This window comes from Cellulomonas sp. P1_C4 (assembly GCF_056406355.1).
The window spans coordinates 24,955-51,550 of record NZ_JBFUAI010000006.1; the positions used below are offsets into that span (position 1 = coordinate 24,955).

Here is a 26,596-nt window from a genome sequence, read left to right on the forward strand (position 1 = left end):
TCGCACGTGGACAGTCCCGACGCCGCCGTCGACCCCCCGCTGGTACCGATCGAGGACTACGCCGTGCTCGGCGACGGGAGGACGGCCGCCCTCGTCTCCCGCCGCGGCTCGATCGACTGGATGTGCCTGCCCACGTTCGACTCCGCCGCCTGCTTCGCGCGCCTGCTCGGCACCTCGGAAGACGGACGCTGGTTGCTCACCGTTCGGGACGCGACCACGGTGACGCGGCGCTACCTGGACGACTCCTTCGTCCTGGAGACGACGTACGAGACCGCCCACGGGACCGCGGTCGCCCAGGAGACGATGCCGCTCAACGACGGCCGCGCCGACCTCGTGCGGCGACTCGTCTGCACCAGGGGCAGCGTCGAGGTCGAGCACGAGTGGGTCGTCAGGTTCGGCTACGGCGCGGTCGAGCCGTGGGTGCGGCGGATGACGGACGACGCGGGGGACGACGCCATCCGGGCGATCGCCGGCCCGGACTCCCTGCTGCTGCGCGGCGACCGGCTGCCTACGCCCCACGACCACCGGCACGCGGACCGGTTCACGCTGCAGCAGGGCGAGTCCGTCGAGCTCGCGCTGACCTGGACACGGTCCTGGGACCCGGTGCCGCCACGGCTGACCATCGAGGACCGGATCGACAGCACCCGCATCGGCTGGGGCCTCTGGGCGCGCGGCTGCGCGTACACGGGCTCCTACCGCGAGGCAGTCGTCCGGTCCCTCCTCGTGCTGCGCATGCTCACGGACTCCGAGACCGGCGGCATCGTCGCGGCCGCGACGACGTCGCTGCCCGAGGACTTCGGCGGCGAGCGCAACTGGGACTACCGCTTCTGCTGGCTGCGCGACGCCGCCATGACGCTCGAGGCCCTGCTCGAGCACGGCTACCGCGACGAGGCGACGGAGTGGCGCGACTGGCTGCTGCGGGCGGTCGCGGGCAACCCCGCCGACCTGCAGATCATGTACCGCGTCAACGGGGGGCGTGACCTGCCCGAGCGCGAGCTGGCGCACCTCGCGGGGTACGCCGGGTCGCGCCCGGTCCGCATCGGCAACGCCGCGGTCGAGCAGGTGCAGAACGACGTGCTCGGCGAGGTGATGTGCGCCCTCGAGATGGCGCGCGAGGCGGGCCTCGCCGAGACCGACGACACGTGGTCCCTCCAGCGCCACCTCGTGGACCACCTGCTCACCCGCTGGCGCGAGCCGGACCGGGGCATCTGGGAGGTGCGCGGCGCTCCGCAGCACTTCACGCACTCCAAGGTCATGGCCTGGGCGGCGGTCGACCGCGCCGTCCGCGCGGCCGAGAAGCACCGGCTCGACGCTCCCGTGGACCGGTGGCGCACCGAACGGGACGCCATCCACGCGGACGTCCTGACCCACGCGTGGGACGCGGAGCGTGGCACGTTCGTGCAGGCGTACGGCGCGGAGCACACGGACGCGGCGCTGCTGCAGATGGTGCAGGTCGGCTTCCTGCCGGCGGACGACCCGCGGATCGTGTCGACCCTCGCCGTGATCCGGTCCGAGCTCGAGATCGCGCCCGGCCTGCTCCGCCGCTACCGCACGGAGCGCACCGACGACGGAGTGGCCGGCGACGAGCACGCGTTCCTCGCCTGCTCGTTCTGGCTCGCCGACGCCCTCGCCCGCTCCGACGACGTCGACGCCTCGACCGAGGTCCTCGACATCCTCGTGGGCCTGGCCAACGACGTCGGGCTGCTCGCCGAGCAGTACGACCCGGTGGGCCGCCGGATGGCGGGGAACCTCCCGCAGGCCCTGTCGCACCTGGCACTGGTCCGCGCCGTGCACAGCCACGACCTCGCACTGGAGAGAGCAGGACGATGACCGCGCAGACACAGACGCTCGACGAGGTGGAGATCCGCACGGCCTCCGTCGGGCCGATGGACAACAACGCCTACCTGCTGACCTGCCGTCGCGACGGCACCCAGCTGCTCATCGACGCCGCGGACGACCCCGACCGCCTGCTCGCCCTCGTCACCGAGAGCACAGGCGGCCTCGACCTGGTCGTCACCACGCACCGGCACGCGGACCACCACCGCGCCCTCGCGTCCGTCGTCGCCGTCACGGGCGCGCAGGCGGCCGCGGGCGCCGACGACGCCGAGGCGATCACGGAGGCGACCGACATCCCGATCGGCCGGCGACTCCACCACGGCGACAGGCTGACGCTCGGGCAGGTGACGCTCGAGGTCATCGCGCTGCGCGGACACACGCCGGGATCGGTCGCGCTGGCCTACACGGAGCCCGGCGGCCGCGTGCACCTGTTCACGGGCGACTCGCTGTTCCCCGGCGGCGTCGGTGCCACGAAGAGCCCCGAGGCGTTCACCCAGCTGTACGACGACGTCGTCACCCGGCTGTTCGACCGCTTCGCCGACGACACGCGCGTCTACCCAGGACACGGCCGCGACACGACGCTCGGCGCCGAGCGTCCGCACCTCGCGGAGTGGCGCGCCCGCGGCTGGTGAGGCTCAGGCCTCGAGGACCGACTCGCGCACCACCCGGCGCAGCACCTTGCCCACCTGCGACCGGGGCAGCTCGTCGAGCACGACGAGCCGGCGCGGCAGCGCGTACCGCGCCAGGTGCTTCTCGCCCCAGGCGCGGACCGCCGCGAGCTCGATCCCGGGCGTGCCGGGCTCGAGCACCACGGCGGCGACCACGGTCTCGCCGAGGTCACCTCCGGGCACCCCGACGACGGCGATGTCGGCCACCCCCGGCATCGTGCGCAACCAGTCCTCGACCTGCGACGGGTACACCTTGAAGCCGCCGCTGACGATGACCTCCTTGATGCGGTCGACCAGGACGACCCACCCGGTCTCGTCGACCGTGACGATGTCGCCCGTGCGCAGCCAGCCGCCGTCGAGCAGCTGCTCCGCGGTCTCGTCGGGACGCTTCCAGTACCCGGCGAACACCTGCGGGCCTCGGATCAGCAGCTCGCCGCGTTCCCCCGGCTCGACGTCGCGTTTGACGTCGGTCGGGTCGACCACCCGGATGCTCGTGCTCGGGAACGGCAGCCCGAGGGTGCCGGGGCGGCGGGCATCCGTGAGCGGGTTACCGAGCGCGACGGGCGAGGTCTCGGTCATGCCGTAGCCCTCGATGACGAGGCCACCGGTGACCTCCTCCCACGCCTGCGCCGTGGACGCCGGCAGCGCCATCGCGCCGGAGATCGCGTACCGGAAGGACGTGAGGTTCGCGCCGGTCGCGCGAGCGGCGGCCGCGAGGCGGTCGAGCATCGGCGGAACGGCCGGCAGGAACGTCCCGGGGACGCGCTTCTGCGTGTCGAGCACGCGCGCCGGGTCGAAGGACGGGAACGCCACGAGAGTCGCGGCGACCCGCATCGCGTAGCTGAGGCAGAGCGTGAGCCCGAAGGCGTGGAAGAACGGCAGCACCCMGTAGACGACCTCCGTGGCGGGCGTGGCGCCGGTCCAGGCCTGGCCCTGGACGGCATTCGCGACGAGGTTCCGGTGCGTGAGCATCGCGCCCTTCGGCGTCCCCGTGGTGCCGCCGGTGTACTGCAGGAGGGCGACCTCGGACGCCGTGGGCGCCGCGTGGGCGGGGTCGAGCGGGGTCGCGCGGGCGACCAGCCTGTGCCACATCGGGAACGCCGGCGGCACCTTGCCGCACATGGCCCGGCGCGCCTTGCGGGCGCTGGGCAGGGGCAGCCGCAGCGCGAGGCGCTTGCCGCGGGACAGGTCGGCCGACAGGTCCATCGCCACGACCGCCTTCAGCGCGGTCCGGGGCAGCGACTCGAGCACGCGCGGCACGGCCTTCTCCCACACGAGCGCGACGACGGCGCCGGAGTCGGCCAGCTGGTGAGCCAGCTCGCCGCTCGAGTACGTGGGGTTGTGCTCCACGACGACCGCGCCGATCCGCAGGACGGCATAGAACGCGACCACGTGGCTGGTGCAGTTCGGCATGACCAGGGCGACGCGGTCTCCGGGGCGGACCCCGAGGTCGAGCAGCACCTGCGCGCCGCGGGCGACGGAGTCGGCGAGCTCGCTGTACGTGGTCGCGGCGCCGAGGAAGTCGACCGCGGCCCGATCGGGCCACCGCTGCGCCGCACGGTCGAGCGCGGCGGTGAGCGGCTCGTCGGGGATGGCCACCTCCCGCGGGGCGCCGGTGGACGCGGCGGACGGTCGGCCTGATCCCACGGTGGTCATCTCCCGATCGTAACCTACGGTTGCGTAAGTTACTTGTGAGTAGGTTGTGGGTCGCGCGAGCGTGACCAGCGCGTCACCGTGAGGCCGTCGTGCTCCACCTCGATGCCGCCGCGCACGAAGGACGCCCGCTCGAGCACGCGCTCGCTCCGGGTGTTCTCGAGCATCGTCAGCGCCTGCACGCGGTCCGCACCGTGCGCGAACGCCCACGCGCAGAGCGCCTGCACGGCCATGGTCGCGAGGCCGAGGCCGCGTCCCTCGGGCAGGAACGCGTAGTAGAGGTACGGGCCGTCGATGCGGTGCACGATGCCGACGGTGCCGACCGCCGCGCCGTCGCGCTCGACGACGTAGCGCCCGCCGCGCCCTTCCGTCCGGTTCGCCAGGCTGCGCGACACCCGCGCGCGCGCCTCGTCCACCCCGACGTCGGCCGGGTAGTAGGTCCACTGCGGGACGTCGGGGACCCGGGAGAGCGTGTAGTCGAGCTCCCAGTCGTCCTCCCGCACGGCGCGCAGGTGCGCGGGGCCGAGGTCCAGTGCGTCGGGCAGCTCCACGTCAGGCCTCCGGCGGTCCCAGCACGGAGGTGGCGACGGTGGCGTGCGCGGACTCGTCGTCGGACGGGTGGAACAGCCCGGCGAGCACGTCGCGGTACAGCCGACCGAGCTCGCTGCCGCTGAAGTACGAGCCCCCGCCCGAGACGCGGATCGCGTTGTCGACGACCACCCGGGCGGACTCGGTGGCCCGGACCTTGAGCCCGACCAGCTGGGCGAACCACCGGCTGCCGTGGTCGACCTGCTCGTCGACGTCCCGCGCCAGCGCGAACACCTGCAGCTCGGCCCCGTCTTGCGCGAGCACCGCGTCGGCGATCCGCCAGCGGATGTCGGGGTCCTGGGCGTAGGCGCGGCCGTCGTACTTCATCGACGTCCGGCGCCGCGCCGCCGCGACGCCGAGCTCGATCGCCCGCCGCCCGATCCCCGTGTAGACCGCGCCGAGCAGGATCTCGAAGACTGCGAAGAGCGCGAAGACGAACGGGTCCGCGCTCGGGCCGGGCGGCAGCGAGCGGTAGACCCGGTCGGCACGCGCGAGGGCGCCGTCGAGCACCGTGGTGGCGGACTGCGTCGCCCGCATGCCGAGGGTGTCCCAGTCGTCGCGGGCCTCGACGCCGCCGTCCGCGCGGGAGACGACGCCGTGCACGAGCCGCGGGTCGTCCGGGTCCGAGTCGTCGAGGCCGAAGGTGGCCAGCCGGGTCCACACCGGGGACAGCGACGTGAAGATCTTCGTGCCCGTGTACCGGTAGGCGCCGTCGGGCTGGCGCTCGGCCCGCGTCCGCGACCCGAACATCACGAGGTCGTTGCCGGCCTCGGAGTTGCCGAACGCGAAGATCTCCCCCGCCGCCGCGTCCCGCAGGACGAACTCGACGGAGTCGTCCCCGCGGCCGACCAGCAGCGCGGCCAACCCGGTGACGACGAGATGCATGTTGATCGCCAGCGCCGTCGCGGGAGCCGCGGCCGCGAGCCGGACCTGCTCGCGCGCGGCCTCCTCCAAGGTCAGGCCGGCACCACCGAGAGACTCGGGCACGAAAGCGGTGAGGTACCCCGCGGCGACGAGGTCCGCGAGGTCGTCGTGCGGGAACGTGTTCTCCCGGTCGTGGACCGGCGCCCGCTCATGGATCCGCTCGAGCAGGTCGTCGGTGAGCAGCGTGCGCAGCGTGCGGGCCATGTCAGCACTCTGCCACCGGCTCGGGCAGGATGGCGCCATGCCCACCTATGCCGTCCGCTACGCCTACGACGAGCGTGCCGACGTGCGCGACGTGTTCCGTGCCGAGCACCGCGCGTACCTGTCCGGCCTGGCCGAGCAGGGCACGCTCCTGGTCTCCGGACCGTTCTCCGACGGTGCCCCGGGCGCGCTGCTGGTGTTCCGGGCCGACGACCAGGCGGACGTCGACGCGATCCTGGCGGCCGACCCGTTCGCGCGCGAGGGTCTGGTGGCCGACGCCGACGTGCGCGCGTGGGAGCTGGTGCTCGGCCCCTGGAGCGCCTGACCGGTCAGTCGGTGATTCGCTCGGCCGCGGCCGAGCGTTCGTCGAGCCGGACCTTGAGGATGCTGGCCAGCGCGGTCACGGCGAGGATCGCGACGATCGTGCAGAGGGACAGCCAGATGGGGATCTCGGGCGCCCACTGGACGGGCTCGCCGCCGTTGATGAACGGGACCTCGTTCTCGTGCAACGCGTGCGCCACGAGCTTCACGCCGATGAACCCGAGCAGCACCGCGAGCCCGATGTTCAGGTAGACGAGGCGCTTGAGCAGGTCGCCCAGCAGGAAGTAGAGCTGGCGCAGGCCCATGAGGGCGAACAGGTTGGCCATGAGCACCAGGTACGGCTCGCTCGTCAGGCCGAAGATCGCCGGGATCGAGTCGAACGCGAACAGCAGGTCCGTGGCGCCCAGCGCGACGAGCACGACGAACATCGGCGTCATCAACCGGCGGCCGCCCTCGACCACCGTGAGCTTCACACCGTGGTACTCCGGCGTCGCCGGGAAGATCCGCTGCACGATCCGGAGCAGGAGCGGTGGGTGGAACTCGTCGTCGTCGCCCGCCGCGCCCTCGCGCCCCACCTTCCAGGCGGTCCAGACGAGGAACGCGCCGAACAGGTAGAACACCCAGCTGAACGCGTCGATGACGGCGGCGCCGGCCCAGATGAAGATCCCCCGGAACACCAGCGCCAGGATGATGCCGATGAGCAGCGCCGTCTGCTGGTACGCCCGTGGCACCGCGAACTTGCCCATGATCAGCAGGAACACGAACAGGTTGTCCACCGACAACGAGTACTCGGTCAGCCAGCCGGCGTAGAACTGGCCGGCGTACTCCGCGCCCCACCGCATCCACACCCAGCCGCCGAAGAGCGCGGCGAGCCCGATGTAGATCGCCAGGTAGCGCAGGCACTCGGCGGTCGTCGGCACGTGCGGCCGGCGGCCGACGATGGCGACGTCGATGACGAGCAGCGCGCCGGCCAGACCGAGCGAGACGATCCAGACGAGGGAGTCGACGTGCAAGGGGTGTTCCTCAGTTCTCGGTCTTCGACGCGATGCTCGCGTCACTGCGGGTCTTCAGGAGGCTCAGGACGGTCGCCACGACGAGGGTGCCGAGGATGACCACGAGCGACAGCCAGATGGGGATCTCGGGAGCCCACTCGACGGGCTCGCCGTTGTTGATGAAGGGCAGCTCGTTGACGTGCAGGGCGTGCAGCACGAGCTTGATGCCGATGAACCCGAGGATGACCGCGAGGCCCTGGGACAGGTAGATGAGGCGCTCGAGCAGGCCGCCGATGAGGAAGTACAGCTGGCGCAGGCCGAGCAGCGCGAAGGCGTTCGCCGTGAAGACGATGTACGGCTCCTCGGTCAGGCCGTAGATCGCGGGGATCGAGTCGAGCGCGAACAGCACGTCGGTGGACCCGATCGCGACCATGACGACGAGCATCGGTGTGAAGAACCGCTTGCCGTCGAGCCGCACCGTGAGGCGGTCGCCGTGGTACTCCTCGACCGTCGGGACGAAGCGCTTGAACAGGCGGACGGCGATCCCGTCACGCTCCTCGCGCGGGTCCGGGTGCTCGGCGTCGTGGTGCTCGCGCACCAGCTTGATGGCGGTGTACACGAGGAACCCGCCGAAGATGTAGAACACCCACGAGAACTGCTCGATGGCGGCGGCGCCGGCCAGGATGAACACCGTGCGCAGGATCAGCGCGATCACGACGCCGACCAGCAGCACCTTCTGCTGGTACTCCCGAGGCACCGCGAACTTCGTCATGATGATGAGGAAGACGAACAGGTTGTCCACCGAGAGGCTCTTCTCGGTGATGTACCCGGCGAAGTACTCGGTGCCGGGTCCCCAGCCCCAGGCCATGCCCACGATGACGCCGAAGACCAGGGCGATGCCGATGTAGAAGATCGACCACCGCGCGGACTCCGAGAAGGTGGGCGCGTGGGGGGTGCGCACGTGGGCGTAGAAGTCGAAGACGATCAGGCCGACGACGAAGACCGCCGTTACCGCCCAGACCCAGCCGGCCACGTCCATGCAGAAACCTCCGGTACGAGAGTTGCGTCGGTACCGAAGGTCTCCCCCGCCCGCACCTGCGTGTCGCGGACCGATCCAGCCGGGCCCCGCGCGAGCGGGTCCGTGATGACGACGGGATCGTGTGTGGGGTACTCCCCTTCAACGTCGGCAAGCATAGGGCACGCCGGCCTCGGCGAGGCTGTCTCGCGGCCCGGGATCGTCACATCATCGCCACGCAGGCCCCACATCGCACCTGGGCACGCCTCTCACTGCAGGCAGAACTCGTTGCCCTCCGGGTCCGTCATGACGATCCAGAACGACCCCGGCCCCTCCTCGCCCTCGAACACCCGCACCTGCGTCGCGCCGAGCTCCACGAGCTCCGCCGACCGCTGGCGGCATCGAGCGGGTCGGTCCGCGCGTTCCAGTCCGGCGCCGACGCTCACGTCGAGGTGCACCCGGTTCTTCGCCGTCTTCCCCTCGGGCACCTTCTGGAAGAGCAGCCGAGGGCCGACGCCGTCGGGATCGATCACCGCGTACGCCGAGTTCCGCTCGTCCGGCGGAACTCCCAAGGTGTCGAGGAACGCGTCCCAGCTGGCGTGTCCGTCCGGCGGTGGCTGCTCGACGTAGCCGAGCACCTCACCCCAGAACCGACCGAGGGTCGCCGGGTCGGCCGCGTCGAACGTCACCTGGACCGGGACCGCCATGATTCGCTCTCTCCCCGTCAGGCCGTGGCGGCCTGCATCTGCCGGAGCTCCTTCTTCATGCCGGAGATCTCGTCACGCAGCCGCGCGGCCAGCTCGAACTGGAGCTCCGCGGCGGCCGCGTGCATCTGGTCCGACAGCTGCTGGATGAGGTCCGCCAGCTCGCCCGCGGCCGCGCCCGTGAGCCGCGTCCGCTCGTCGCGCGGCGCACCCTTCTTCGAGCCGAAGCCCGGCACGGGCGCCTTGCCGCGGCTGGTCTGCCGACCACCGCCCCCGAGCAGCTCGGCCGTGTCCGCGTCCTCGCGGGCCAGCAGGTCCGTGATGTCGCCGATCTTCTTGCGCAGCGGCGTCGGGTCGATGCCGTTCTCGAGGTTGTAGGCGACCTGGCGCTCCCGCCGGCGGCTGGTCTCCTCGATGGCCTGCGCCATGCCGTCGGTGATCCGGTCGGCGTACATGTGGACCTCGCCGGACACGTTGCGCGCCGCGCGCCCGATGGTCTGGATCAGCGAGCGCCCCGACCGCAGGAAGCCCTCCTTGTCGGCGTCGAGGATGGCCACGAGCGACACCTCGGGCAGGTCGAGCCCCTCGCGCAGCAGGTTGATGCCGACCAGCACGTCGTACTCGCCGAGCCGCAGCTCGCGCAGGAGCTCCACGCGCCGCAGGGTGTCCACCTCGGAGTGCAGGTACCGGACGCGGACGCCCTTCTCGAGGAAGTAGTCGGTGAGGTCCTCGGCCATCTTCTTGGTCAGGGTGGTCACCAGGACGCGCTCGTCCTTCTCGACCCGGTCGTGGATCTCCCCCAGCAGGTCGTCGATCTGCCCCGTCGTCGGCTTGACCACGACCTGCGGGTCCACCAGACCGGTCGGCCGGATGATCTGCTCGACCACGCCGTCGGAGATCGACAGCTCGTAGTTGCCGGGGGTCGCCGACAGGTAGACGGTCTGCCCGATCCGCTCGACGAACTCCTCCCACCGCAGCGGCCGGTTGTCGGTGGCGCTGGGCAGGCGGAACCCGTGGTCCACGAGCGCGCGCTTGCGCGACATGTCGCCCTCGAACATCGCGCCGATCTGCGGCACGGTCACGTGCGACTCGTCGATGACCAGCAGGAAGTCCTCGGGGAAGTAGTCGATGAGCGTGTTGGGCGCCGTGCCGGCGCTGCGCCCGTCGATGTGCCGCGAGTAGTTCTCGATGCCCGAGCACGAGCCGATCTGGCGCATCATCTCGATGTCGTACGTGGTGCGCATGCGCAGCCGCTGGGCCTCGAGGAGCTTGTTCTGCCGCTCCAGCTCCGCCAGCCGCTCCTCCAGCTCGAGCTCGATGCCGTTGATCGCCCGCTCCATGCGCTCCGGGCCCGCGACGTAGTGCGTGGCCGGGAAGATGTGCATCTGCTTCTCCGACCGCACGACGTCGCCGGTGAGCGGGTGCAGGGTCGCGATCGCCTCGATCTCGTCGCCGAAGAACTCGATCCGGATGGCGAGCTCCTCGTACACCGGGATGATCTCGACCGTGTCGCCGCGCACGCGGAACGTCCCGCGCGTGAACGCCATGTCGTTGCGGGTGTACTGCATGGTGACGAACTTGCGCAGCAGCTGGTCGCGGTCCACCTGGTCGCCCACGGACAGCGTGACCATCCGGTCGACGTACTCCTGCGGTGTGCCCAGGCCGTAGATGCAGCTCACCGAGGCGACCACGATGACGTCGCGCCGCGTGAGCAGCGAGCTGGTCGCGGAGTGCCGTAGGCGCTCGACCTCGTCGTTGATCGACGAGTCCTTCTCGATGTAGGTGTCCGTCTGCGCGATGTACGCCTCGGGCTGGTAGTAGTCGTAGTACGACACGAAGTACTCGACGGCGTTGTTGGGCAGCAGCTCCCGGAACTCCGTGGCCAGCTGCGCGGCGAGCGTCTTGTTGGGCGCCATCACCAGCGTCGGGCGCTGCACCTGCTCGATGAGCCAGGCCGTGGTCGCGGACTTGCCGGTGCCGGTGGCGCCCAGCAGCACGACGTCCTTCTCGCCCGCGTTGATCCGGGCCGACAGCTCCTTGATCGCCTTGGGCTGGTCACCCGACGGCGTGTACTCGGAGATCACCTCGAACGGCGCGACGGTCCGCTGAAGGTCGGTGACTGGACGCATGCCTCAACCGTACGTGGCACCACCGACACGCGCGGGCTACGCCAGGGTGCCCGCGGACACCCGGAGGTCGGTGGCCGTCGACAGGGCCGCCCGCAGGACGGCGAGCAGCGCGGTGGCCGCGGCGGAGACCTCGAGCGACGGGCCGCCGTCGGGCACCTGCGCCGGGGTGCGCGGCACGTGCACGAACCCGCTGCGGACGCCGGGCCGCCCCGCGAGCAGGTGCTGCAGCGCGTAGAACGTGGCGTTGCACACGTACAGTCCGGCGGTGTTCGACACCTCGACCGGCACACCGGCCTCGCGCACGGCGGACGCGCACGCCTTGACCGGCAGCGTGGAGAAGAACGCCGTCGGCGCGCCCGCGATGACCGGGACGTCGATGGGAGCGGACCCGTCGACGTCCGGGATCCGTGCGTCGATCACGTTCACGGCCACCCGCTCGACCCGGACGGCCGACGTCCCGCCCGCCTCCCCGACGCACACGATGAGGTCCGGCTCGACCTCCGCGATCGCGGACCGCAGCTGCTGGCGCGCGCCCCGGAAGGACACCGGCAGCTCCCGCACCACCAGCTCGGCGGGACCGGTCCAGCGCGACGCCACCTCGCTGACGGCCAGCCAGGACGCGTTCACGGTCTGCCCGTCGAACGGCCCGAACCCCGTCAGCAGGACGCGCGTCACGGGGTCTCGGCCGCGAGCTCGTCGGCCCGCTCGACCGCGAGCCGGTCCCACAGGGCATCGACCTGCGCGCGCAGGTCGTCGTCGCTGCCCGTGCCGTCCAGCACCACGTCGGCGACGGCCAGGCGCTCGTCGTCGCTCGCCTGCGCGGACACCCGGGCCTCGGCCTCGAGCCGGTCCATGCCGCGCAGCCGGACGAGCCGCTCGACGCGCAGGACCGCCGGTGCGTGCACGACGACGAGCACGTGGAACGCGTCGGCCTGACCGGTCTCGACCAGCAGGGGGATGTCGTGCACGACGACGGCGCCGTGGTCGGTCACGGACGACGACGCCTCCCGCTCGGCCGAGAGCCGGCGCACGATCGGGTGCACGATCGCGTCGAGCCGGGCGCGCGCGGCCGGGTCGCTGAACACGATCCTCGCCAGCGCGGCGCGGTCCAGGGACCCGTCGGCGGCGAGCACCCCGGCACCGAACTCCTCGGCGACCGCGTCCAGCCCCGCCGAGCCGGGGGCGACGGCCTCACGCGCGAGCACGTCGGAGTCGATCACCACCGCCCCGAGCTCGCCCAGCCGCTGCGCCGCGACGGACTTGCCGGCCGCGATCCCGCCTGTCAGACCGATGCGTTGCATCCGTCCATCCTGCCCTGTCGGGGCCGGGTACGCCGATGGCCGGCCACCTCGGAAGGTGACCGGCCATCGAGCGGGTGGGTTCAGTTACCAGTGAGCTTCTCGCGCAGAGCGGCGAGCGCCTCGTCGGACGCGAGCGTGCCCGCGGCCTCCTCGGTGGACGACGAGTACGTCGACGGCACCGGGCCGGCGGACGAGCTCGACGAGCTGGAGGACGACGTCGCACCGTCGGCACCGGCCGAGGCAGCCTCGGCGTCGGCCTTCGCGGCGTCGGCGACCTGCTTGCGGTGCGCCTCCCAGCGCTCGTGGGCCTGCGCGTACTGCGCCTCCCACACCTCGCGCTGAGCCTCGAAGCCCTCGAGCCACTCGTTCGTGGCCGGGTCGAAGCCCTCGGGGTACTTGTAGTTGCCGGCGTCGTCGTACTCGGCCGCCATGCCGTACAGCGCGGGGTCGAAGTCCTCGCTGGCCGGGTCGAAGCCCTCGTTCGCCTGCTTGAGCGACAGCGAGATGCGGCGGCGCTCCAGGTCGATGTCGATGACCTTGACGAAGACGTCGTCGCCGACCTGGACGACCTGCTCGGGGATCTCGACGTGGCGCACGGCCAGCTCCGAGATGTGCACGAGGCCCTCGATGCCGTCCTCGACGCGCACGAACGCACCGAACGGAACCAGCTTGGTGACCTTGCCCGGGACGACCTGGCCGATGGCGTGCGTGCGGGCGAAGGCCTGCCACGGGTCCTCCTGCGTCGCCTTCAGCGACAGGGAGACACGCTCGCGGTCGAAGTCGACGTCGAGAACCTCGACGGTGACCTCCTGGCCCACCTCGACGACCTCGGACGGGTGGTCGATGTGCTTCCAGGACAGCTCGGAGACGTGCACGAGCCCGTCCACGCCACCCAGGTCCACGAACGCACCAAAGTTGACGATCGAGGACACGACACCGGGGCGGACCTGGCCCTTCTGCAGCGTCTGCAGGAAGGTGGAGCGCACCTCGGACTGCGTCTGCTCGAGCCAGGCACGGCGCGACAGGACCACGTTGTTGCGGTTCTTGTCGAGCTCGATGATCTTGGCCTCGATCTCCTTGCCGACGTACGGCTGGAGGTCGCGGACGCGACGCATCTCCACCAGCGACGCGGGCAGGAAGCCGCGCAGACCGATGTCGAGGATGAGGCCGCCCTTGACGACCTCGATGACGGTGCCGGTGACGACGCCGTCCTCCTCCTTGATCTTCTCGATCGTGCCCCAGGCGCGCTCGTACTGTGCGCGCTTCTTGGACAGGATCAGCCGGCCTTCCTTGTCCTCCTTCTGGAGGACGAGGGCCTCGACTGCGTCGCCGACCTTGACAACCTCACCGGGGTCCACGTCGTGCTTGATGGACAGCTCACGGGAGGGGATGACGCCCTCGGTCTTGTAACCGATGTCGAGAAGGACCTCGTCGCGGTCGACCTTGACGATGGTGCCCTCGACGATGTCGCCATCGTTGAAGTACTTGATGGTGGCGTCGATCGCGGCGAGGAAGTCCTCGGCCGAGCCGATGTCGTTGATCGCGACCTGCGGGGTGGCGGGCTTCGCGGGGGTGGTGATGCTCATGTAGGGATGGGCTCCGATGCGGACAGGGATGTTGTACGGGCTGAACGTTGTGCCGGCGGCACGATGACATGCGTAGCTGGTGACCACGAGCGAGCTGGCTGGACGCCCCCGGACTCCCGCGAAGAGAGCCACGCACAAGCAGTGCGTTCAGGGACACGCCGACGCAACAAGGCGCGCGGCACCGCCGTCCACCTTATCGGGGTGACGATGGGCAGGTCAAAGCCGATCAGGCGAGCGCCCGCGCGACCGCCAGCAGCTCGTCGGGCACGTACTTGACCTTGCCGGCCACCTCGCTGAGCGGCACCATCTCGACGGACTCGCCGCGCAGCGCCGTCATGACGTTCGACTGGCCCGCGCTGGCGGCGTCGATCGCGGCGACCCCGAACCGCGAGCCGAGGATCCGGTCGACGTGCGTGGGGATTCCACCGCGCTGCACGTGCCCCAGCACCACGACGCGCGTGTCGAAGCCCGTGCGCTTCTCGATCTCGACCTTGAGCCGCTCGCCGATGGCGCCCGCGACGATGTCGCCGAACTTGCCCATGGGCGTCTCGTAGTCCATGGTGGTGCCCGGCGCCGGCACGGCGCCCTCGGCGACGACGATGATCGAGAAGCTGGCGTGCGCACGGTGCCGGTGCTTGAGGAACTTCTCGATCTTGTCGATGTCGAACGGAGCCTCGGGAGCCAGCACGATCTCGGCTCCCCCGGCGATGCCTGACGTCGCGGCGATCCAGCCGGCGTGCCGGCCCATGACCTCGACGATCATCACGCGGTTGTGGCTCTCCGCCGTGGTGTGGATGCGGTCGATGGCCTCGGTCGCGATGGAGACCGCGGTGTCGAAGCCGATGGACTGGTCGGTGCCCCAGACGTCGTTGTCGATCGTCTTCGGGATGGCGACGATGCGGACGCCCGCCTCGGCCACCTTGCTCGCGGCGTGCAGCGTGCCGTCGCCGCCGATGCAGATGAGCGCCTCGATGCGCTCCGACTCGAGCGTCGACAGCACGGCGTCCAGACCCCCGTCGTCGGCGTGGGGGTGGTAGCGCGCGGTGCCGAGCAGCGTGCCGCCGACGGCGAGCTGGTTGCGGATGTGCTGGCGGGTGAGCGGGAGGCTGTACCCGTCCACCACGCCGCGCCACCCGTTGCGGAAGCCGATGATCGTGTGGCCGTACTCGCCCTCGCCGCGCTTCACGACGGCGCGGATCGCGGCGTTGAGACCGGGGACGTCTCCGCCGCCCGTGAGCAGACCGACTCGCACGCTGGCACTCCTTGATCGTCGCGGGGCTCGGATGAGCCTGGCCGGAGCGCATCGTCGGGCTGCCGTGCGGACAGCGTATCCAGGTGCACCAGCCCCCAGAGGTGACACTGGTCCCATGCACGACGACCCGCTGGCCGAGGCCGGCTATCTCGACGTCCCCGCCCAGGCGGGCGGCTCCGCCGGTCGGGGGTGGTGGGACGCCAACGCCGACGAGTACCTCGACGAGCACGGCTCGTTCCTGGGCCCCGCCGACTTCTGCTGGTGCCCCGAGGGTGTCCGGGAGAAGGACGCGCGCCTCCTCGGGGACCTGACCGGTGCGCGCGTGCTCGAGGTGGGCGCGGGGGCCGCGCAGTGCGCGCGGTGGCTGGTCGGCGAGGGCGTCGACGTCGTCGCGACCGACGTCTCGGCCGGGATGCTCGCCGCCGGGGCGCGGTACGACGCCGAGGTGGGCCGCACCACTCCCCTGGTGCAGGCCGACGCCCGGGTGCTGCCCTTCGCCGACGCGTCGTTCGACGTCGCATTCACCGCGTTCGGCGCCCTGCCGTTCGTGCCCGACGCCGACCGCGTCCACGCCGAGGTCGCGCGCGTGCTGCGTCCGGGCGGGCGGTGGGTGTTCGCGGTCACCCACCCGGTCCGCTGGGCGTTTCCCGACGACCCCGGCGAGGCCGGCCTGACGGCTACGCGCTCCTACTTCGACCGGACGCCCTACGCCGAGCTCGGCGAGTCGGGCGCGGTGCTGTACGCCGAGTACCACCGGACCCTCGGCGACCACGTCGCCGAGCTGGTGGCGGCCGGGTTCGTGCTCGACCGTCTGGTCGAGCCGGAGTGGCCGGCCGGCCACGACCGGACCTGGGGCGGCTGGGGGCCGGTGCGGGGGGCGCGGATCCCCGGCACCGCGATCTTCGTGACGCACCTCGGGCGGCCGACCCGGTAGGTCGGCCGCCCGAGGTGGGACGTCAGTGCACGACCGCCTTCTCGGAGCCGGCTCCGGTCAGCGACCGGACCTCCATCTCCGCGAACTTCTCCGGGCTCGACGCGTCCTTGCTCAGGTACGTGCCGAGGATCCCGAGGAGGAACGCGAGCGGGATCGAGATGAGCCCCGGGTTCTCCAGCGGGATCAGGTGGAAGTCGATGGACGTGTCCTTGATCATCGACAGGCTCGCGCCGGTCACCGGGTCGACCTTGCCGGACACGACGGGCGAGAACGCGATGAGCACCAGGCAGGAGATGAGCCCGCCGTAGATGCTCCAGAGCGCCCCGGACGTGTTGAACCTCTTCCAGAACAGCGAGTAGAGGATCGTCGGCAGGTTGGCGCTCGCCGCGACGGCGAAAGCCAGCGCCACGAGGAACGCCACGTTCTGACCGTTGGCGAAGATGCCGCCGATGATCGCGAGGATCCCGATCACCACGACCGTGATCCGCGCGACGCGAACCTCGCCGTCCGGCTTGACCTCGCCGCGCTTGATGACCGAGGCGTAGATGTCGTGCGCGAACGACGCCGCGGCCGTGATGGTGAGGCCGGCGACGACCGCGAGGATCGTCGCGAACGCCACTGCCGAGATGAGCCCGAGCAGCACGGTGCCACCCAGCTCGTACGCCAGCAGCGGGGCCGCCGAGTTCACGCCGCCGGGCGCCGCCTTGATGGCCTCCGGACCGACGAGGGCCGCGGCGCCGTACCCGAGCACCAGCGTGAAGAGGTAGAAGATGCCGATGAGCCAGATCGCCCAGACCACCGACCGCCGCGCCTCCTTGGCCGACGGGACCGTGTAGAACCGCATGAGCACGTGCGGCAGGCCGGCGGTCCCCAGCACGAGCGCCAGCGCGAGCGACAGGAAGTTCAGCTGGCTCATCGCGCTGACGCCGTACTGCTTGCCGGGCGCGATCAGCGCCTCCCCGCCCTCGCCTGCCGTGTCGATGGCGCCCTGGAGCAGGTCGGAGAAGTTGAACCCGAACTGCGCCAGCACCCAGACCGTCATGACGGCGGCGCCGATGATCAGGAGCACCGCCTTGATGATCTGCACCCAGGTGGTGCCCTTCATCCCGCCGACCAGGACGTAGAGGATCATCAGCGCGCCGACGACGGCGATGACGACGCCCTGACCGGTGGTCCCCTCGACGCCCAGCAGCAGCGCGACGAGACCGCCGGCCCCCGCCATCTGCGCCAGCAGGTAGAAGAAGACGACCGTGAGGGTGGCCAGCGCCGCGGCCATGCGGACCGGCCGCTGCTTGAGCCGGAACGACAGGACGTCGGCCATGGTGAACCGGCCGGTGTTGCGCAGCAGCTCCGCCACGAGCAGCAGGGCGACGAGCCAGGCAACGAGGAAGCCGATCGAGTAGAGGAAACCGTCGTACCCGTTGATGGCGATGGCGCCGCAGATGCCGAGGAACGATGCCGCGGACAGGTAGTCCCCGGCGATGGCGGTGCCGTTCTGCGGGCCCGTGAACGAGCGGCCGGCCGCGTAGTAGTCGGCCGCGGTCTTGTTGTTGCGGGAGGCCCGGAACACGACGATCAGCGTGATCACGACGAACGCGCCGAAGATGGCGATGTTGACCGCGGGGTTGCCGATGTCCTCGGTCTCCGCGGCGCGCAGGAGTGTGGTCAGCGAGGCGCTCATGCGACACCGCCGTCCAGGCTGTCGCCGTCTTCGATGTGCCTGCGGAGGCGCTCGGCCACGGGGTCCTGCTTGTTGTTGGCCCAGCGCGCGTAGACCATCGTGATGATGAAGGTCGAGACGAACTGCCCCAGCCCGAGGAGCAGCCCGACCGTGATGTTGCCCCAGACCTTGGTCGCCATGAAGTCGTGCGCGTAGTCCGCGAGCAGCACGTACAGGAAGTACCAAGCGAGGAAGAGGGCGGTCATCGGGAACACGAACCGACGGAACCGGCTCCGGAGAGCCTGGAACTCCTCGCTGTTCTGTACCCGTTGGTAGTCCGTCTCACGATCTCCGAAGGTGTCGGTCATCAGCGCCTCCCGGGAGGGGTGTCAGCGGCTCCGTTGCCGCGTCTGTGCGCCATACTGTGGCGTACATCACCCCACCGCGCACCCGATTCCGACGACGTGTCGGGCGATACCGCCGACTTTTACGGCGTGTCAGTGCCCCGCGTCGTGCCAGGAGCCTCCCGCGCCGACCGTGACGTCGAGCGGCACGTCCAGCGGGCCGTCGGTCGCCGCGTCGCCCGCGGCGCCCATCTGCTCGCGCACCAGGGCCTCGACCTCGTCCCGCTCCCCCGGCGCCACCTCGAGCACGAGCTCGTCGTGGACCTGGAGCAGCATGCGCGAGCCGAGCCCGCGGCGGGTCAGCTCGCGGTCGACGCCGAGCATCGCGACCTTGATCAGGTCCGCCGCGCTGCCCTGGATCGGCGCGTTGAGGGCCATCCGCTCCGCGACCTCGCGGCGCTGGCGGTTGTCGCTGGTGAGGTCCGGCAGGTAGCGCCGGCGGCCCAGGATCGTGGCCGTGTAGCCGGTCTGGCGGGCCACGTCCACGACGCCGGTGAGGTAGTCGCGCACCCCGCCGAACCGCGAGAAGTAGTCCTGCATGAGCGCCGCGGCCTCGGACACCTCGACCGAGAGCTGCTGGGACAGCCCGTACGCCGACAGGCCGTAGGCGAGCCCGTAGCTCATCGCCTTGATCTTCGAGCGCATGGCCGGCGTGACCTCGTCCGTCGGGACGCCGAACACCCGCGAACCGACGAAGCTGTGCAGGTCCTCACCAGAGCGGAACGCGTCGATCAGGCCCTCGTCACCCGAGAGGTGCGCCATGATCCGCATCTCGATCTGCGAGTAGTCGGCCGTCAGCAGCGTCTCGTAGCCATCGCCGACGACGAACGCCCGCCGGATCTGCCGGCCCGCCTCGGTGCGAATCGGGATGTTCTGCAGGTTCGGGTCCGCCGACGACAGGCGCCCCGTCGCGGCGATCGTCTGCTGGAACGTCGTATGGATCCGCCCGTCCGCCGCGATCGAGCGCAGCAGCCCCTCGACGGTCTGGCGCAGCCGGATGGTGTCGCGGTGCGCCAACAGGTGCTCGAGGAACGGGTGCTGGGTCCGCGCGAACAGGTCGTTCAGCGCGTTGGCGTCGGTGGTGTAGCCCGTCTTGTTCTTCTTGGTCTTCGGCATCCCGAGCTGGTCGAACAGCACCTCCTGGAGCTGCTTKGGCGACCCGAGGTTCACCTCCCGCCCGATGACCGCGTAGGCCTCGGCGGCGGCGTTCTGCACCTGGCCGTCGAAGGATCGCTCCAGCCCGGACAGGTAGCCGTCGTCGATCGCGATGCCGGTCCGCTCCATGCGGGCGAGCACGTCGACCAGCGGCAGCTCGAGGTTCTCGAGGAGCGCGGTGGCGCCGCGGTCGCCCAGCTCGCCGCCCAGCACGTCGGCCAGGTCCCGCACGGCGGCCGCGCGCACGGCCGCGCGGCGACCCTCGTCGGTGCCGTCGAGCTCGAGGTCGAGCGCGCCCTGCGCGCCGTCGCCGGCGTCGTCCGCCCCGAGCTCGCGGTGCAGGTAGCCGATCGCGAGGTCGGTCAGGTCGTAGGCACGGCGGTCGGGCTGGCACAGGTAGGCGGCGAGCTCGGTGTCGAACACCACACCCGCGAGCGGCAGGCCGCGGCCGGTCAGCGCGTGCCAGGCCTCCTTCGCGGCGTGCACCACCTTCGGCGCGGCCGGGTCGGCGAGCCAGGCCGCCAGCGCCGCCTCGTCGGCGGGCTGGATCTCCGCGAGGTCGAACGCCGCCGCCTGACCGTCCGGGTCCGCCAGCGCGATGCCCCACGCGTCGCCGCCCGACGGAGCACCCGAACCGCGCACGTCGACACCCAGAGGGCGCCCCGCCCGCTCGGCGAGCCAGGCCGCCAGCTCGCCGGAGCCGAGCACCGTGAGGTCCAGCTGGGCCGCGGCGACCGTCCCCGGCCCCTCGCCGCCCTCGTCGGGCAGCATGGCGAACAGGCGGTCGCGGATCGCGCGGAACTCGAGCTCCTCGAGGATGGCGTGCAGGGCCGTCCGGTCCCACGGGCGCGCGGCGAGGTCCTCGGGCCCGAGCGGGAGCTCCAGGTCCGTCAGGAGGGCGTTGAGCTGGCGGTTCAGGCGCACCTGGTCGAGGTTGTCGCGCAGCGACTCCCCCGCCTTGCCCGGCACCTGGTCCGCGGCGGCGAGGATCCCCTCGAGGCCGTCGTACTGCACGATCCACTTGGCGGCGGTCTTCGGGCCGACGCCGGGGATGCCCGGCAGGTTGTCGCTGGTCTCCCCGACGAGCGCCGCCAGGTCGGGGTAGCGCTCCGGCGGGACGCCGTACTTGGTCTCGACGGCGGCCGGCGTCATGCGGGCCAGCTCCGAGACGCCCTTGACCGGGTAGAGCACGGTCACGTCGCCGTTCACCAGCTGCAGGGCGTCGCGGTCGCCCGTGCAGATGAGCACCTCCATGCCCTGCGCCCGCGCCTGCACCGACAGCGTGGCCAGGATGTCGTCGGCCTCGAACTGCGGCTTGGACAGGTACGGGATGTGCATGGTCTCCAGCACCTTCTGGATGACCGCGACCTGACCCTTGAACGGCGCCGGGGTGGCGTCCCGGTTGCCCTTGTACGACTCGTACACCTCGGTGCGGAACGTCGTCCGGCCGGCGTCGAAGGCGACCGCGACGTGCGTGGGTGCCTCGTCGCGCAGCAGGTTGGCGATCATGGAGAAGAACCCGAAGACCGCGTTGGTGGGCTCGCCGGACGACGTCGCGAACTTGTCCACCGGGAGCGCGAAGAACGCCCGGTAGGCCATCGAGTGACCGTCGATCAGGAGGAGTCGGGCAGGCGTTCCGGGAGTGGCCGGCGGAACCGCTGGCAGTGCGTCGCTCACGGGTGCCAACCTATCTGCCATGTCCGACACGACGACCACCGACCAGCCCTACCCGGGCACCCTCATCGAGCGCATGGGCATCGTGGTGACCGAGGCCTCCGCCGAGCGCACCGTCGGCACCATGCCCGTCGCCGGGAACACCCAGCCGTACGGCCTGCTCCACGGCGGCGCGTCCGCGGTGCTGGCCGAGACGCTGGGCTCCGTCGCCGCCATGACCTACGCGGGCGAGGGGCGAGCCGCGGTCGGCATCGAGCTCAACGCCACCCACCACCGGTCGGCGCGCTCCGGCCTGGTCACAGGGACCGCGACGGCGCTGCACCTGGGCAAGACCCTGGCCAGCTACCAGGTGGTCGTCGAGGACGAGGACGGTCGGCCCGTCTGCACCGCGCGGCTGACCTGCATGTTGATCGATGCGCGCGGCTGATCCGCGCCAGACGCCCGCGCGACGGGTGCCGGCTCGTCGGCCTGCCGCCGCGCCTCGCGCACCTGCCGACGGCGGGCGATGAGGTCCTCGAGCCCGCGCGGGCCCGAGCGGCGGACGGATCCTCCGGCGCCGTGCTCGTGCGCCAGCCGACGCTGCAGGGCGGACGTGGTGACGACACGGTGCGACGCGGCCGGCGCGAACCCCAGCCGGGCGAGGAAGCGCTGCATGCCGCGGGCACCCGGCAGCGGCGACGAGTACAGCTCGGTGGCGTCGGCCGCTTCGGCCACGGTCGCCGCGCCGACGAGCAGCGCGTGCCCGAGCCCACGACGGCGGGCCGCGGGGAGCACGTAGACGGCCTCGATGTCGAGGCTCACGACGTCGGTGAACGGTCCCGGTCCGACCACGCGGGCCAGGAGCAGGCCCGCCGGCTCGTCGTCGAGGAGGGCGAGCAGGATGCGCCCGCCCGGGACCGCGAGGAGCGCTCCCAGCTGGTCGCGGAGCCGGTCGGCGTCGTCCGTGCACAGCTGCGAACCGACCGCCGCCTCCTGGCGTGCGGCGAGGCAGAGCGCGACCAGACTCTCCAGGTCGCCCGGCAGGGCTTCGCGGACTTGCACACCGAGACGCACGGCAGCGGTACCTCCAGACGGGACGAGGGGGATCCGGTCGGGGTGGCGTCACCTCTGCCCGCGATGGCGCCGCCCTCGATCATGGACCAGCCTGCACTCCGGTGCCTAGTCCTGCGGGCACCCTCATCCGAACGATCGACCACCAATTCTGGACGAACGACCAGAAAACTTCCGACACGCTGGCACCGCAAGGGTCGGAAGTCTCGCCTTCACGAAATGAACGCGACACAATCCCTGCCTATCGTCCTGCCACCCGGCAGACGTCGGACGGGTCGCCCCAACGACGCGGCGACTCTCGACGTGCCACACCCGAACAGACGGACGGAGGTCCCAGGTGCGAGAGCTCGCCACCCTGGACCGTTCCCCCACCCTGCGCCGAAGCGCGAGCGCCCTGCTCGTCCTGCTCGTCGCGTCGCTGGTCCTCCTGCTCGCGCCCTCGACGGCGCACGCAGCGACAGGACCGTGCGTCGCCGACGCGGCCACAGGGTGCATCAACGGCACCATCCGCACCTCCGCGGGCCAACCCGCCGTCGGCGTCACGCTGACGGTCGAAGGAGCCGGCGGGACCGTTACCGTCACGACGGACGCCGAGGGCAAGTGGACCGCCCCGGTGACCGCCGCCGGCGACTACACGGTCACGCTGGACCCGGCGACCCTCCCCGCCGGCGAGACGCTGCGGAACCCGAGCGGCAACCCGCGCACGGTGACGGTCACGCTCGGCTCGTCCAGCGGTGCGCTCTTCCCCCTCGGGGAGCCGGCGGCCTCCGGCGGCGGCGCCGGGCCGAGCCCGACCGCGTCGGCGGGAGCGGGAGCCGGCGAGACCGACGGGGAGACGGGAGCGCCGACCGGCTCGTCCTCCGAGGGCGGGTTCAGCTGGTCGCGGCTCGCGCAGCAGACGGTGAGCGGGCTCGTCTTCGGCATCCTGCTCGCGCTCGCGTCCGTCGGCCTGTCCCTGATCTACGGCACGACCGGCCTGAGCAACTTCGCGCACGGCGAGCAGGTCACGCTCGGCGCGATCCTCGCCTACATCGGCGTGCAGACCTTCGGGCTGCCGCTCGTCGTCTCGGGCGTCCTCGCGGTCATCGCGGGAGCCCTCAGCGGCTGGATCCAGGACGCCGGCATCTGGCACCCGCTGCGCCGTCGGCGCGTGGGCACCACCCAGCAGATGATCGTCACCATCGGCCTGTCGATGGCCCTGCAGTACACGTACCAGTTCTTCTTCGGGGCGAGCGCGCTGCGCATCGTGACCGAGAACCCGGACATCGTCACCATCGGCACGGTCCGGATCTCGGTGACCTCGATCTGGTCGGTCATCATCGCCGGCGCGGTGCTCGGCGGGGTCGCGTACTTCCTGCTCGCCACCCGGATCGGGCGGGCCACGCGGGCCGTCTCCGACAACCCGGCGCTGGCTGCCGCCTCCGGCATCACGGTCGAGCGCGTCATCCGGCTCGTCTGGACGCTCGGCGGCGCGCTCGCGGCCCTCGGGGGCGTGCTCATGGGCCTGTACCTCAACGCGACCAGCTGGAACATGGGCGGCGCTCTGCTGCTCCTCATGTTCTCCGCGGTGACGCTCGGTGGCCTCGGTGCCCCGTTCGGCGCACTCGTCGGCTCGATCGTCATCGGGCTCGTCGTCGAGCTCTCCAACCTCGTGCTCCCCAGCGACATGCGTTACGCCGGGGCGCTCCTCATCCTCATCCTCGTGCTGCTGCTGCGCCCCCAGGGTCTCCTGGGCCGCGCCGAGCGGATCGGTTAAGGAGCAGACATGGACTGGTCCCGCATCCTCACCAACGTCGCCGGCGAGATCTTCGCGCCGACGACGGCCGCCTACGCGCTCGGCGCCATCGGCCTCAACATCCACTTCGGCCTCACCGGGCTGCTCAACATGGGCCAGGCAGGCTTCATGCTGCTCGGCGCCTACGGTTTCGCCATCGCGACCATCGCCGGCTGGCCCCTGTGGGCGGCCGTGGTCGTGGCCATGGCCGCCGCGGCCGTCTTCGCGCTCATCCTCGGCATCCCCACGCTGAAGCTGCGCGGCGACTACCTCGCCATCGTGACGATCGCCGCCGCGGAGATCGTCCGGCTCGTCGGCCGCTCGACCGCCCTCACGGAGCTCACCGGTGCCTCGTCGGGCCTGCGCGGCAACGAGTACAAGCACACGTTCACCGGTGCGTCACCCTTCCCGGACACCGTCTGGTCGCTGGGCCCGTTCTCGTACGCCACCAACGCGTCGAACAGCTGGTGGATCCGCATCGTCGCGTGGGTGGTCGTCGGCCTCGCCTGCCTGCTGGTCTACCTGCTCATCAAGTCGCCGTGGGGCCGCGTGCTCAAGGGCATCCGCGAGGACGAGGACGCCGTCCGGTCCCTGGGCAAGAACGTCTACTCGTACAAGATGCAGTCGCTCATCCTCGGCGGCGTCATCGGCGCGGTGGCCGGCATCATCTACGTGCTGCCACGAGCCGTCCAACCCGACTCCATGGGCCGTCCGATGACGTTCTTCATCTGGACGATCCTGCTGCTCGGTGGTGCCGCGACCGTGTTCGGGCCTGTGCTGGGCTCGATCATCTTCTGGGCCGGCCTGATGCTGATCAAGACGGTCATGCGCGACGGCGTCCCGGAGACGATCATGCGCAACGAGCAGATCGAGCAGTTCGGCTGGATCATCGTCGGCGTCACGCTCATGCTGCTGGTGATCTTCCGGCCACAAGGCATCCTCGGAGACAAGAAGGAGCTGGCGATCAATGTCCGCTGACCTTCCGGCCACCACGGTCGCTCCGGCCGCGAGCCGCCGTGCCGCCGTCGCGGCAGAGCTGGCCGACGTCGAGCGGGTGCCGGGTGCCAAGAAGCCCGACCCGATCGTCGTCGCCGATCACATCACCCGACACTTCGGGGGCATGACCGCCGTCGACGTCGACCACATCGAGATCCAGCGCGGCGCCATCACGGCCCTCATCGGACCGAACGGGGCGGGCAAGACCACGCTGTTCAACCTGCTCACCGGCTTCGACAAGCCGAGCACCGGCACCTGGTCGTTCGAGGGGAAGTCGCTGCACGGCGTCTCGGCCGCCCGCGTGGCTCGGTCCGGCATGGTCCGCACCTTCCAGCTGACCAAGGCCCTGAGCCGCATGCTCGTCATCGAGAACATGCGGCTCGGTGCCACCAAGCAGCCCGGCGAGAACCTGGTCACGGCCCTCTTCCCGCCGCTGTGGAAGGCGCGCGAGAAGGAGATCACCCTCCAGGCGGAGGAGCTGCTGGCCCGCTTCAAGCTGGACACCAAGCGCGACGACTTCGCCGGTTCGCTCTCGGGCGGCCAGCGCAAGCTGCTCGAGATGGCCCGGGCGCTCATGAGCAAGCCGACCATGGTGATGCTCGACGAGCCGATGGCTGGCGTGAACCCCGCGCTGACGCAGTCCCTGCTGGGGCACGTCGAGGCGCTGCGCGACGAGGGCACCACGGTGCTGTTCGTCGAGCACGACATGCACATGGTCCGGCACATCTCGGACTGGGTCATTGTCATGGCCGAGGGCCGCATCGTGGCCGAGGGGCCGCCCGAGACCGTGATGCAGGACCAGGCCGTGGTCGACGCCTATCTGGGCAAGCACCACGACACCGACCTCGGCGACGACAGCCTGCTCGAGGACGACACCACCGAGCAGCTCGAGGCGGAGGTCCGTGCCGAGGCGATCGCGCGCGGCGAGCAGGAGGAGACCTCATGAGCACGACGGCCACCGACACCACCGACGCCGCGTCCGTCCACCGGGGCGCGCCCACCGGCGAGCCGTTGCTCGACGCCAAGGACCTCTACGCCGGCTACATCCCCGGGGTCGACATCCTCAACGGCTGCAACCTCGTGGTCCACCCCGGCGAGCTGGTCGGCATCATCGGCCCGAACGGCGCCGGCAAGTCGACGCTGCTCAAGGCCCTGTTCGGCCTGGTCACGGTCCGGCAGGGCGCCGTCACGCTGCACGGCGAGGACATCACGCGCCTGCGCTCGGACTCGCTGGTCAAGCGCGGCGTCGGCTTCGTGCCGCAGTCCAACAACGTGTTCCCCTCGCTGAGCATCGAGGAGAACCTCCAGATGGGGATCTTCCAGGCCCCGAAGAAGTACAACGAGCGGTTCGAGTTCATCGTCGACCTGTTCCCCACCCTCGGGGAGCGCCGCAAGCAGCGGGCCGGCTCGCTGTCCGGCGGTGAGCGGCAGATGGTCGCGATGGCGCGGGCGCTGATGATGGACCCGTCCGTCCTGCTGCTGGACGAGCCATCCGCGGGCCTGTCGCCCGTCCGGCAGGACGAGACGTTCATCCGGACCCGCAAGATCAACAAGGCCGGCGTCTCGATCGTCATCGTGGAGCAGAACGCGCGCCGCGCCCTGCAGATCTGCGACCGCGCCTACGTGCTCGACCAGGGCCGCAACGCCTACTCCGGGCCGGGCCGCGAGCTCATGCACGACCCCAAGGTGATCGAGCTGTACCTGGGAACGCTGGCCACGGACGTCGAGGAAGCCAACAAGCCGGCTGCCGGGCTGACGACCCCGCCGGTGGCCTGACCC

24 protein-coding genes are annotated in these 26,596 nt (G+C 71.1%); 9 read left to right on the forward strand and 15 right to left on the reverse strand.

Annotation, left to right across the window (positions count from 1 at the left end; genetic code table 11):
* Positions 1–6: 6 nt before the first annotated feature.
* Both AC1DYZ_RS05760 and AC1DYZ_RS05765 read left to right on the forward strand, forming a co-directional pair.
* Positions 7–1,830 (forward strand): glycoside hydrolase family 15 protein, encoded by a 1,824-nt coding sequence (locus AC1DYZ_RS05760; RefSeq protein ID WP_477064244.1) that lies wholly within the window; start codon positions 7–9, stop codon positions 1,828–1,830.
* The gene (locus AC1DYZ_RS05765) at positions 1,827–2,468 is read left to right on the forward strand and encodes an MBL fold metallo-hydrolase (protein ID WP_477064245.1); all 642 of its coding nucleotides are present in this window, start codon (positions 1,827–1,829) and stop codon (positions 2,466–2,468) included. The genes AC1DYZ_RS05760 and AC1DYZ_RS05765 overlap by 4 nt, the downstream gene beginning before the upstream one ends.
* 3 nt (positions 2,469–2,471) lie before the next feature.
* Here AC1DYZ_RS05765 and AC1DYZ_RS05770 read toward each other — a convergent pair whose 3' ends face one another.
* Genes AC1DYZ_RS05770 through AC1DYZ_RS05780 form a run of 3 tightly spaced genes read right to left on the reverse strand, consistent with a single transcriptional unit; the run spans position 2,472 to position 5,873 of the window.
* Complete coding sequence (locus tag AC1DYZ_RS05770; RefSeq protein ID WP_477064246.1) at positions 2,472–4,160, reverse strand: AMP-binding protein; 1,689 nt, start codon at positions 4,158–4,160, stop codon at positions 2,472–2,474.
* Positions 4,161–4,189: 29 nt separating this feature from the next.
* Positions 4,190–4,708: a GNAT family N-acetyltransferase gene (locus AC1DYZ_RS05775; RefSeq protein WP_477064247.1), complete on the reverse strand. Its 519-nt coding sequence runs from the start codon at positions 4,706–4,708 to the stop codon at positions 4,190–4,192.
* Position 4,709: 1 nt separating this feature from the next.
* Entirely contained in the window at positions 4,710–5,873 is a 1,164-nt protein-coding gene (locus AC1DYZ_RS05780; protein ID WP_477064248.1) for an acyl-CoA dehydrogenase family protein, read from the reverse strand.
* 37 nt (positions 5,874–5,910) lie between these two features.
* Here AC1DYZ_RS05780 and AC1DYZ_RS05785 point away from each other — a divergent pair, with 37 nt between their 5' ends.
* Complete coding sequence (locus tag AC1DYZ_RS05785; protein WP_477064249.1) at positions 5,911–6,195, forward strand: YciI family protein; 285 nt, start codon at positions 5,911–5,913, stop codon at positions 6,193–6,195.
* 4 nt (positions 6,196–6,199) lie between these two features.
* Here AC1DYZ_RS05785 and AC1DYZ_RS05790 read toward each other — a convergent pair whose 3' ends face one another.
* From AC1DYZ_RS05790 to AC1DYZ_RS05825, 8 genes are all read right to left on the reverse strand, one after another.
* Positions 6,200–7,204: a TerC family protein gene (locus AC1DYZ_RS05790; protein ID WP_477064250.1), complete on the reverse strand. Its 1,005-nt coding sequence runs from the start codon at positions 7,202–7,204 to the stop codon at positions 6,200–6,202.
* A gap of 10 nt (positions 7,205–7,214) precedes the next feature.
* Complete coding sequence (locus tag AC1DYZ_RS05795; protein ID WP_477064251.1) at positions 7,215–8,222, reverse strand: TerC family protein; 1,008 nt, start codon at positions 8,220–8,222, stop codon at positions 7,215–7,217.
* Between the two features lie 245 nt (positions 8,223–8,467).
* Positions 8,468–8,905 carry a VOC family protein gene (locus AC1DYZ_RS05800; RefSeq protein WP_477064252.1) on the reverse strand — a complete coding sequence of 146 codons (438 nt, stop codon included), beginning with the start codon at positions 8,903–8,905 and terminating at the stop codon, positions 8,468–8,470.
* Positions 8,906–8,922: 17 nt separating this feature from the next.
* Complete coding sequence (uvrB, locus tag AC1DYZ_RS05805) at positions 8,923–11,031, reverse strand: excinuclease ABC subunit UvrB (RefSeq protein WP_477064253.1); 2,109 nt, start codon at positions 11,029–11,031, stop codon at positions 8,923–8,925.
* A 36-nt stretch (positions 11,032–11,067) separates the two neighbouring features.
* Entirely contained in the window at positions 11,068–11,706 is a 639-nt protein-coding gene (pcp, locus tag AC1DYZ_RS05810) for a pyroglutamyl-peptidase I (RefSeq protein ID WP_477064254.1), read from the reverse strand.
* Complete coding sequence (gene coaE, locus AC1DYZ_RS05815; protein ID WP_477064255.1) at positions 11,703–12,332, reverse strand: dephospho-CoA kinase; 630 nt, start codon at positions 12,330–12,332, stop codon at positions 11,703–11,705. Before coaE ends, pcp begins: the two co-directional genes overlap by 4 nt.
* Before the next feature lie 80 nt (positions 12,333–12,412).
* Positions 12,413–13,918, reverse strand: a complete 1,506-nt coding sequence (rpsA, locus tag AC1DYZ_RS05820; RefSeq protein ID WP_456847097.1) for a 30S ribosomal protein S1 — start codon at positions 13,916–13,918, stop codon at positions 12,413–12,415.
* Between the two features lie 226 nt (positions 13,919–14,144).
* Positions 14,145–15,170 carry a 6-phosphofructokinase gene (locus AC1DYZ_RS05825; protein ID WP_477064256.1) on the reverse strand — a complete coding sequence of 342 codons (1,026 nt, stop codon included), beginning with the start codon at positions 15,168–15,170 and terminating at the stop codon, positions 14,145–14,147.
* 115 nt (positions 15,171–15,285) lie between these two features.
* On the opposite strand from AC1DYZ_RS05825, the gene AC1DYZ_RS05830 reads away from it, so the two are divergent.
* Positions 15,286–16,104: a class I SAM-dependent methyltransferase gene (locus AC1DYZ_RS05830; protein ID WP_477064257.1), complete on the forward strand. Its 819-nt coding sequence runs from the start codon at positions 15,286–15,288 to the stop codon at positions 16,102–16,104.
* A 22-nt stretch (positions 16,105–16,126) separates the two neighbouring features.
* Here the strand turns inward: AC1DYZ_RS05830 and AC1DYZ_RS05835 are convergent, their stop codons facing one another.
* The 3 genes from AC1DYZ_RS05835 to polA form a co-directional block, all read right to left on the reverse strand.
* Positions 16,127–17,785, reverse strand: coding sequence for a solute symporter family protein (locus AC1DYZ_RS05835; protein WP_477064258.1), 1,659 nt, complete (start codon positions 17,783–17,785; stop codon positions 16,127–16,129).
* The gene (locus AC1DYZ_RS05840; protein WP_477064259.1) at positions 17,782–18,132 is read right to left on the reverse strand and encodes a DUF485 domain-containing protein; all 351 of its coding nucleotides are present in this window, start codon (positions 18,130–18,132) and stop codon (positions 17,782–17,784) included. The genes AC1DYZ_RS05835 and AC1DYZ_RS05840 overlap by 4 nt, the downstream gene beginning before the upstream one ends.
* A gap of 129 nt (positions 18,133–18,261) precedes the next feature.
* Positions 18,262–21,021 carry a DNA polymerase I gene (gene polA / locus AC1DYZ_RS05845; protein WP_477064260.1) on the reverse strand — a complete coding sequence of 920 codons (2,760 nt, stop codon included), beginning with the start codon at positions 21,019–21,021 and terminating at the stop codon, positions 18,262–18,264.
* Between polA and AC1DYZ_RS05850 the strand changes: the two genes are divergently transcribed.
* A complete protein-coding gene (locus tag AC1DYZ_RS05850; protein ID WP_477064261.1) occupies positions 21,020–21,424 on the forward strand; it encodes a PaaI family thioesterase in 405 nt (134 codons plus the stop codon). The genes polA and AC1DYZ_RS05850 overlap by 2 nt on opposite strands.
* Here AC1DYZ_RS05850 and AC1DYZ_RS05855 read toward each other — a convergent pair.
* Entirely contained in the window at positions 21,340–22,038 is a 699-nt protein-coding gene (locus tag AC1DYZ_RS05855) for an N-acetyltransferase family protein (protein WP_477064262.1), read from the reverse strand. The two genes, AC1DYZ_RS05850 and AC1DYZ_RS05855, sit on opposite strands and share 85 nt — an antisense overlap.
* A gap of 346 nt (positions 22,039–22,384) precedes the next feature.
* On the opposite strand from AC1DYZ_RS05855, the gene AC1DYZ_RS05860 reads away from it, so the two are divergent.
* Genes AC1DYZ_RS05860 through AC1DYZ_RS05875 form a run of 4 tightly spaced genes read left to right on the forward strand, consistent with a single transcriptional unit; the run spans position 22,385 to position 26,593 of the window.
* Positions 22,385–23,803, forward strand: a complete 1,419-nt coding sequence (locus tag AC1DYZ_RS05860; RefSeq protein ID WP_477064263.1) for a branched-chain amino acid ABC transporter permease — start codon at positions 22,385–22,387, stop codon at positions 23,801–23,803.
* 9 nt (positions 23,804–23,812) lie between these two features.
* Complete coding sequence (locus tag AC1DYZ_RS05865; RefSeq protein WP_477064264.1) at positions 23,813–24,799, forward strand: branched-chain amino acid ABC transporter permease; 987 nt, start codon at positions 23,813–23,815, stop codon at positions 24,797–24,799.
* Positions 24,789–25,763, forward strand: coding sequence for an ABC transporter ATP-binding protein (locus AC1DYZ_RS05870; protein WP_477064265.1), 975 nt, complete (start codon positions 24,789–24,791; stop codon positions 25,761–25,763). Before AC1DYZ_RS05865 ends, AC1DYZ_RS05870 begins: the two co-directional genes overlap by 11 nt.
* Positions 25,760–26,593 carry an ABC transporter ATP-binding protein gene (locus tag AC1DYZ_RS05875; RefSeq protein ID WP_477064266.1) on the forward strand — a complete coding sequence of 278 codons (834 nt, stop codon included), beginning with the start codon at positions 25,760–25,762 and terminating at the stop codon, positions 26,591–26,593. The genes AC1DYZ_RS05870 and AC1DYZ_RS05875 overlap by 4 nt, the downstream gene beginning before the upstream one ends.
* Positions 26,594–26,596: the final 3 nt, after the last annotated feature.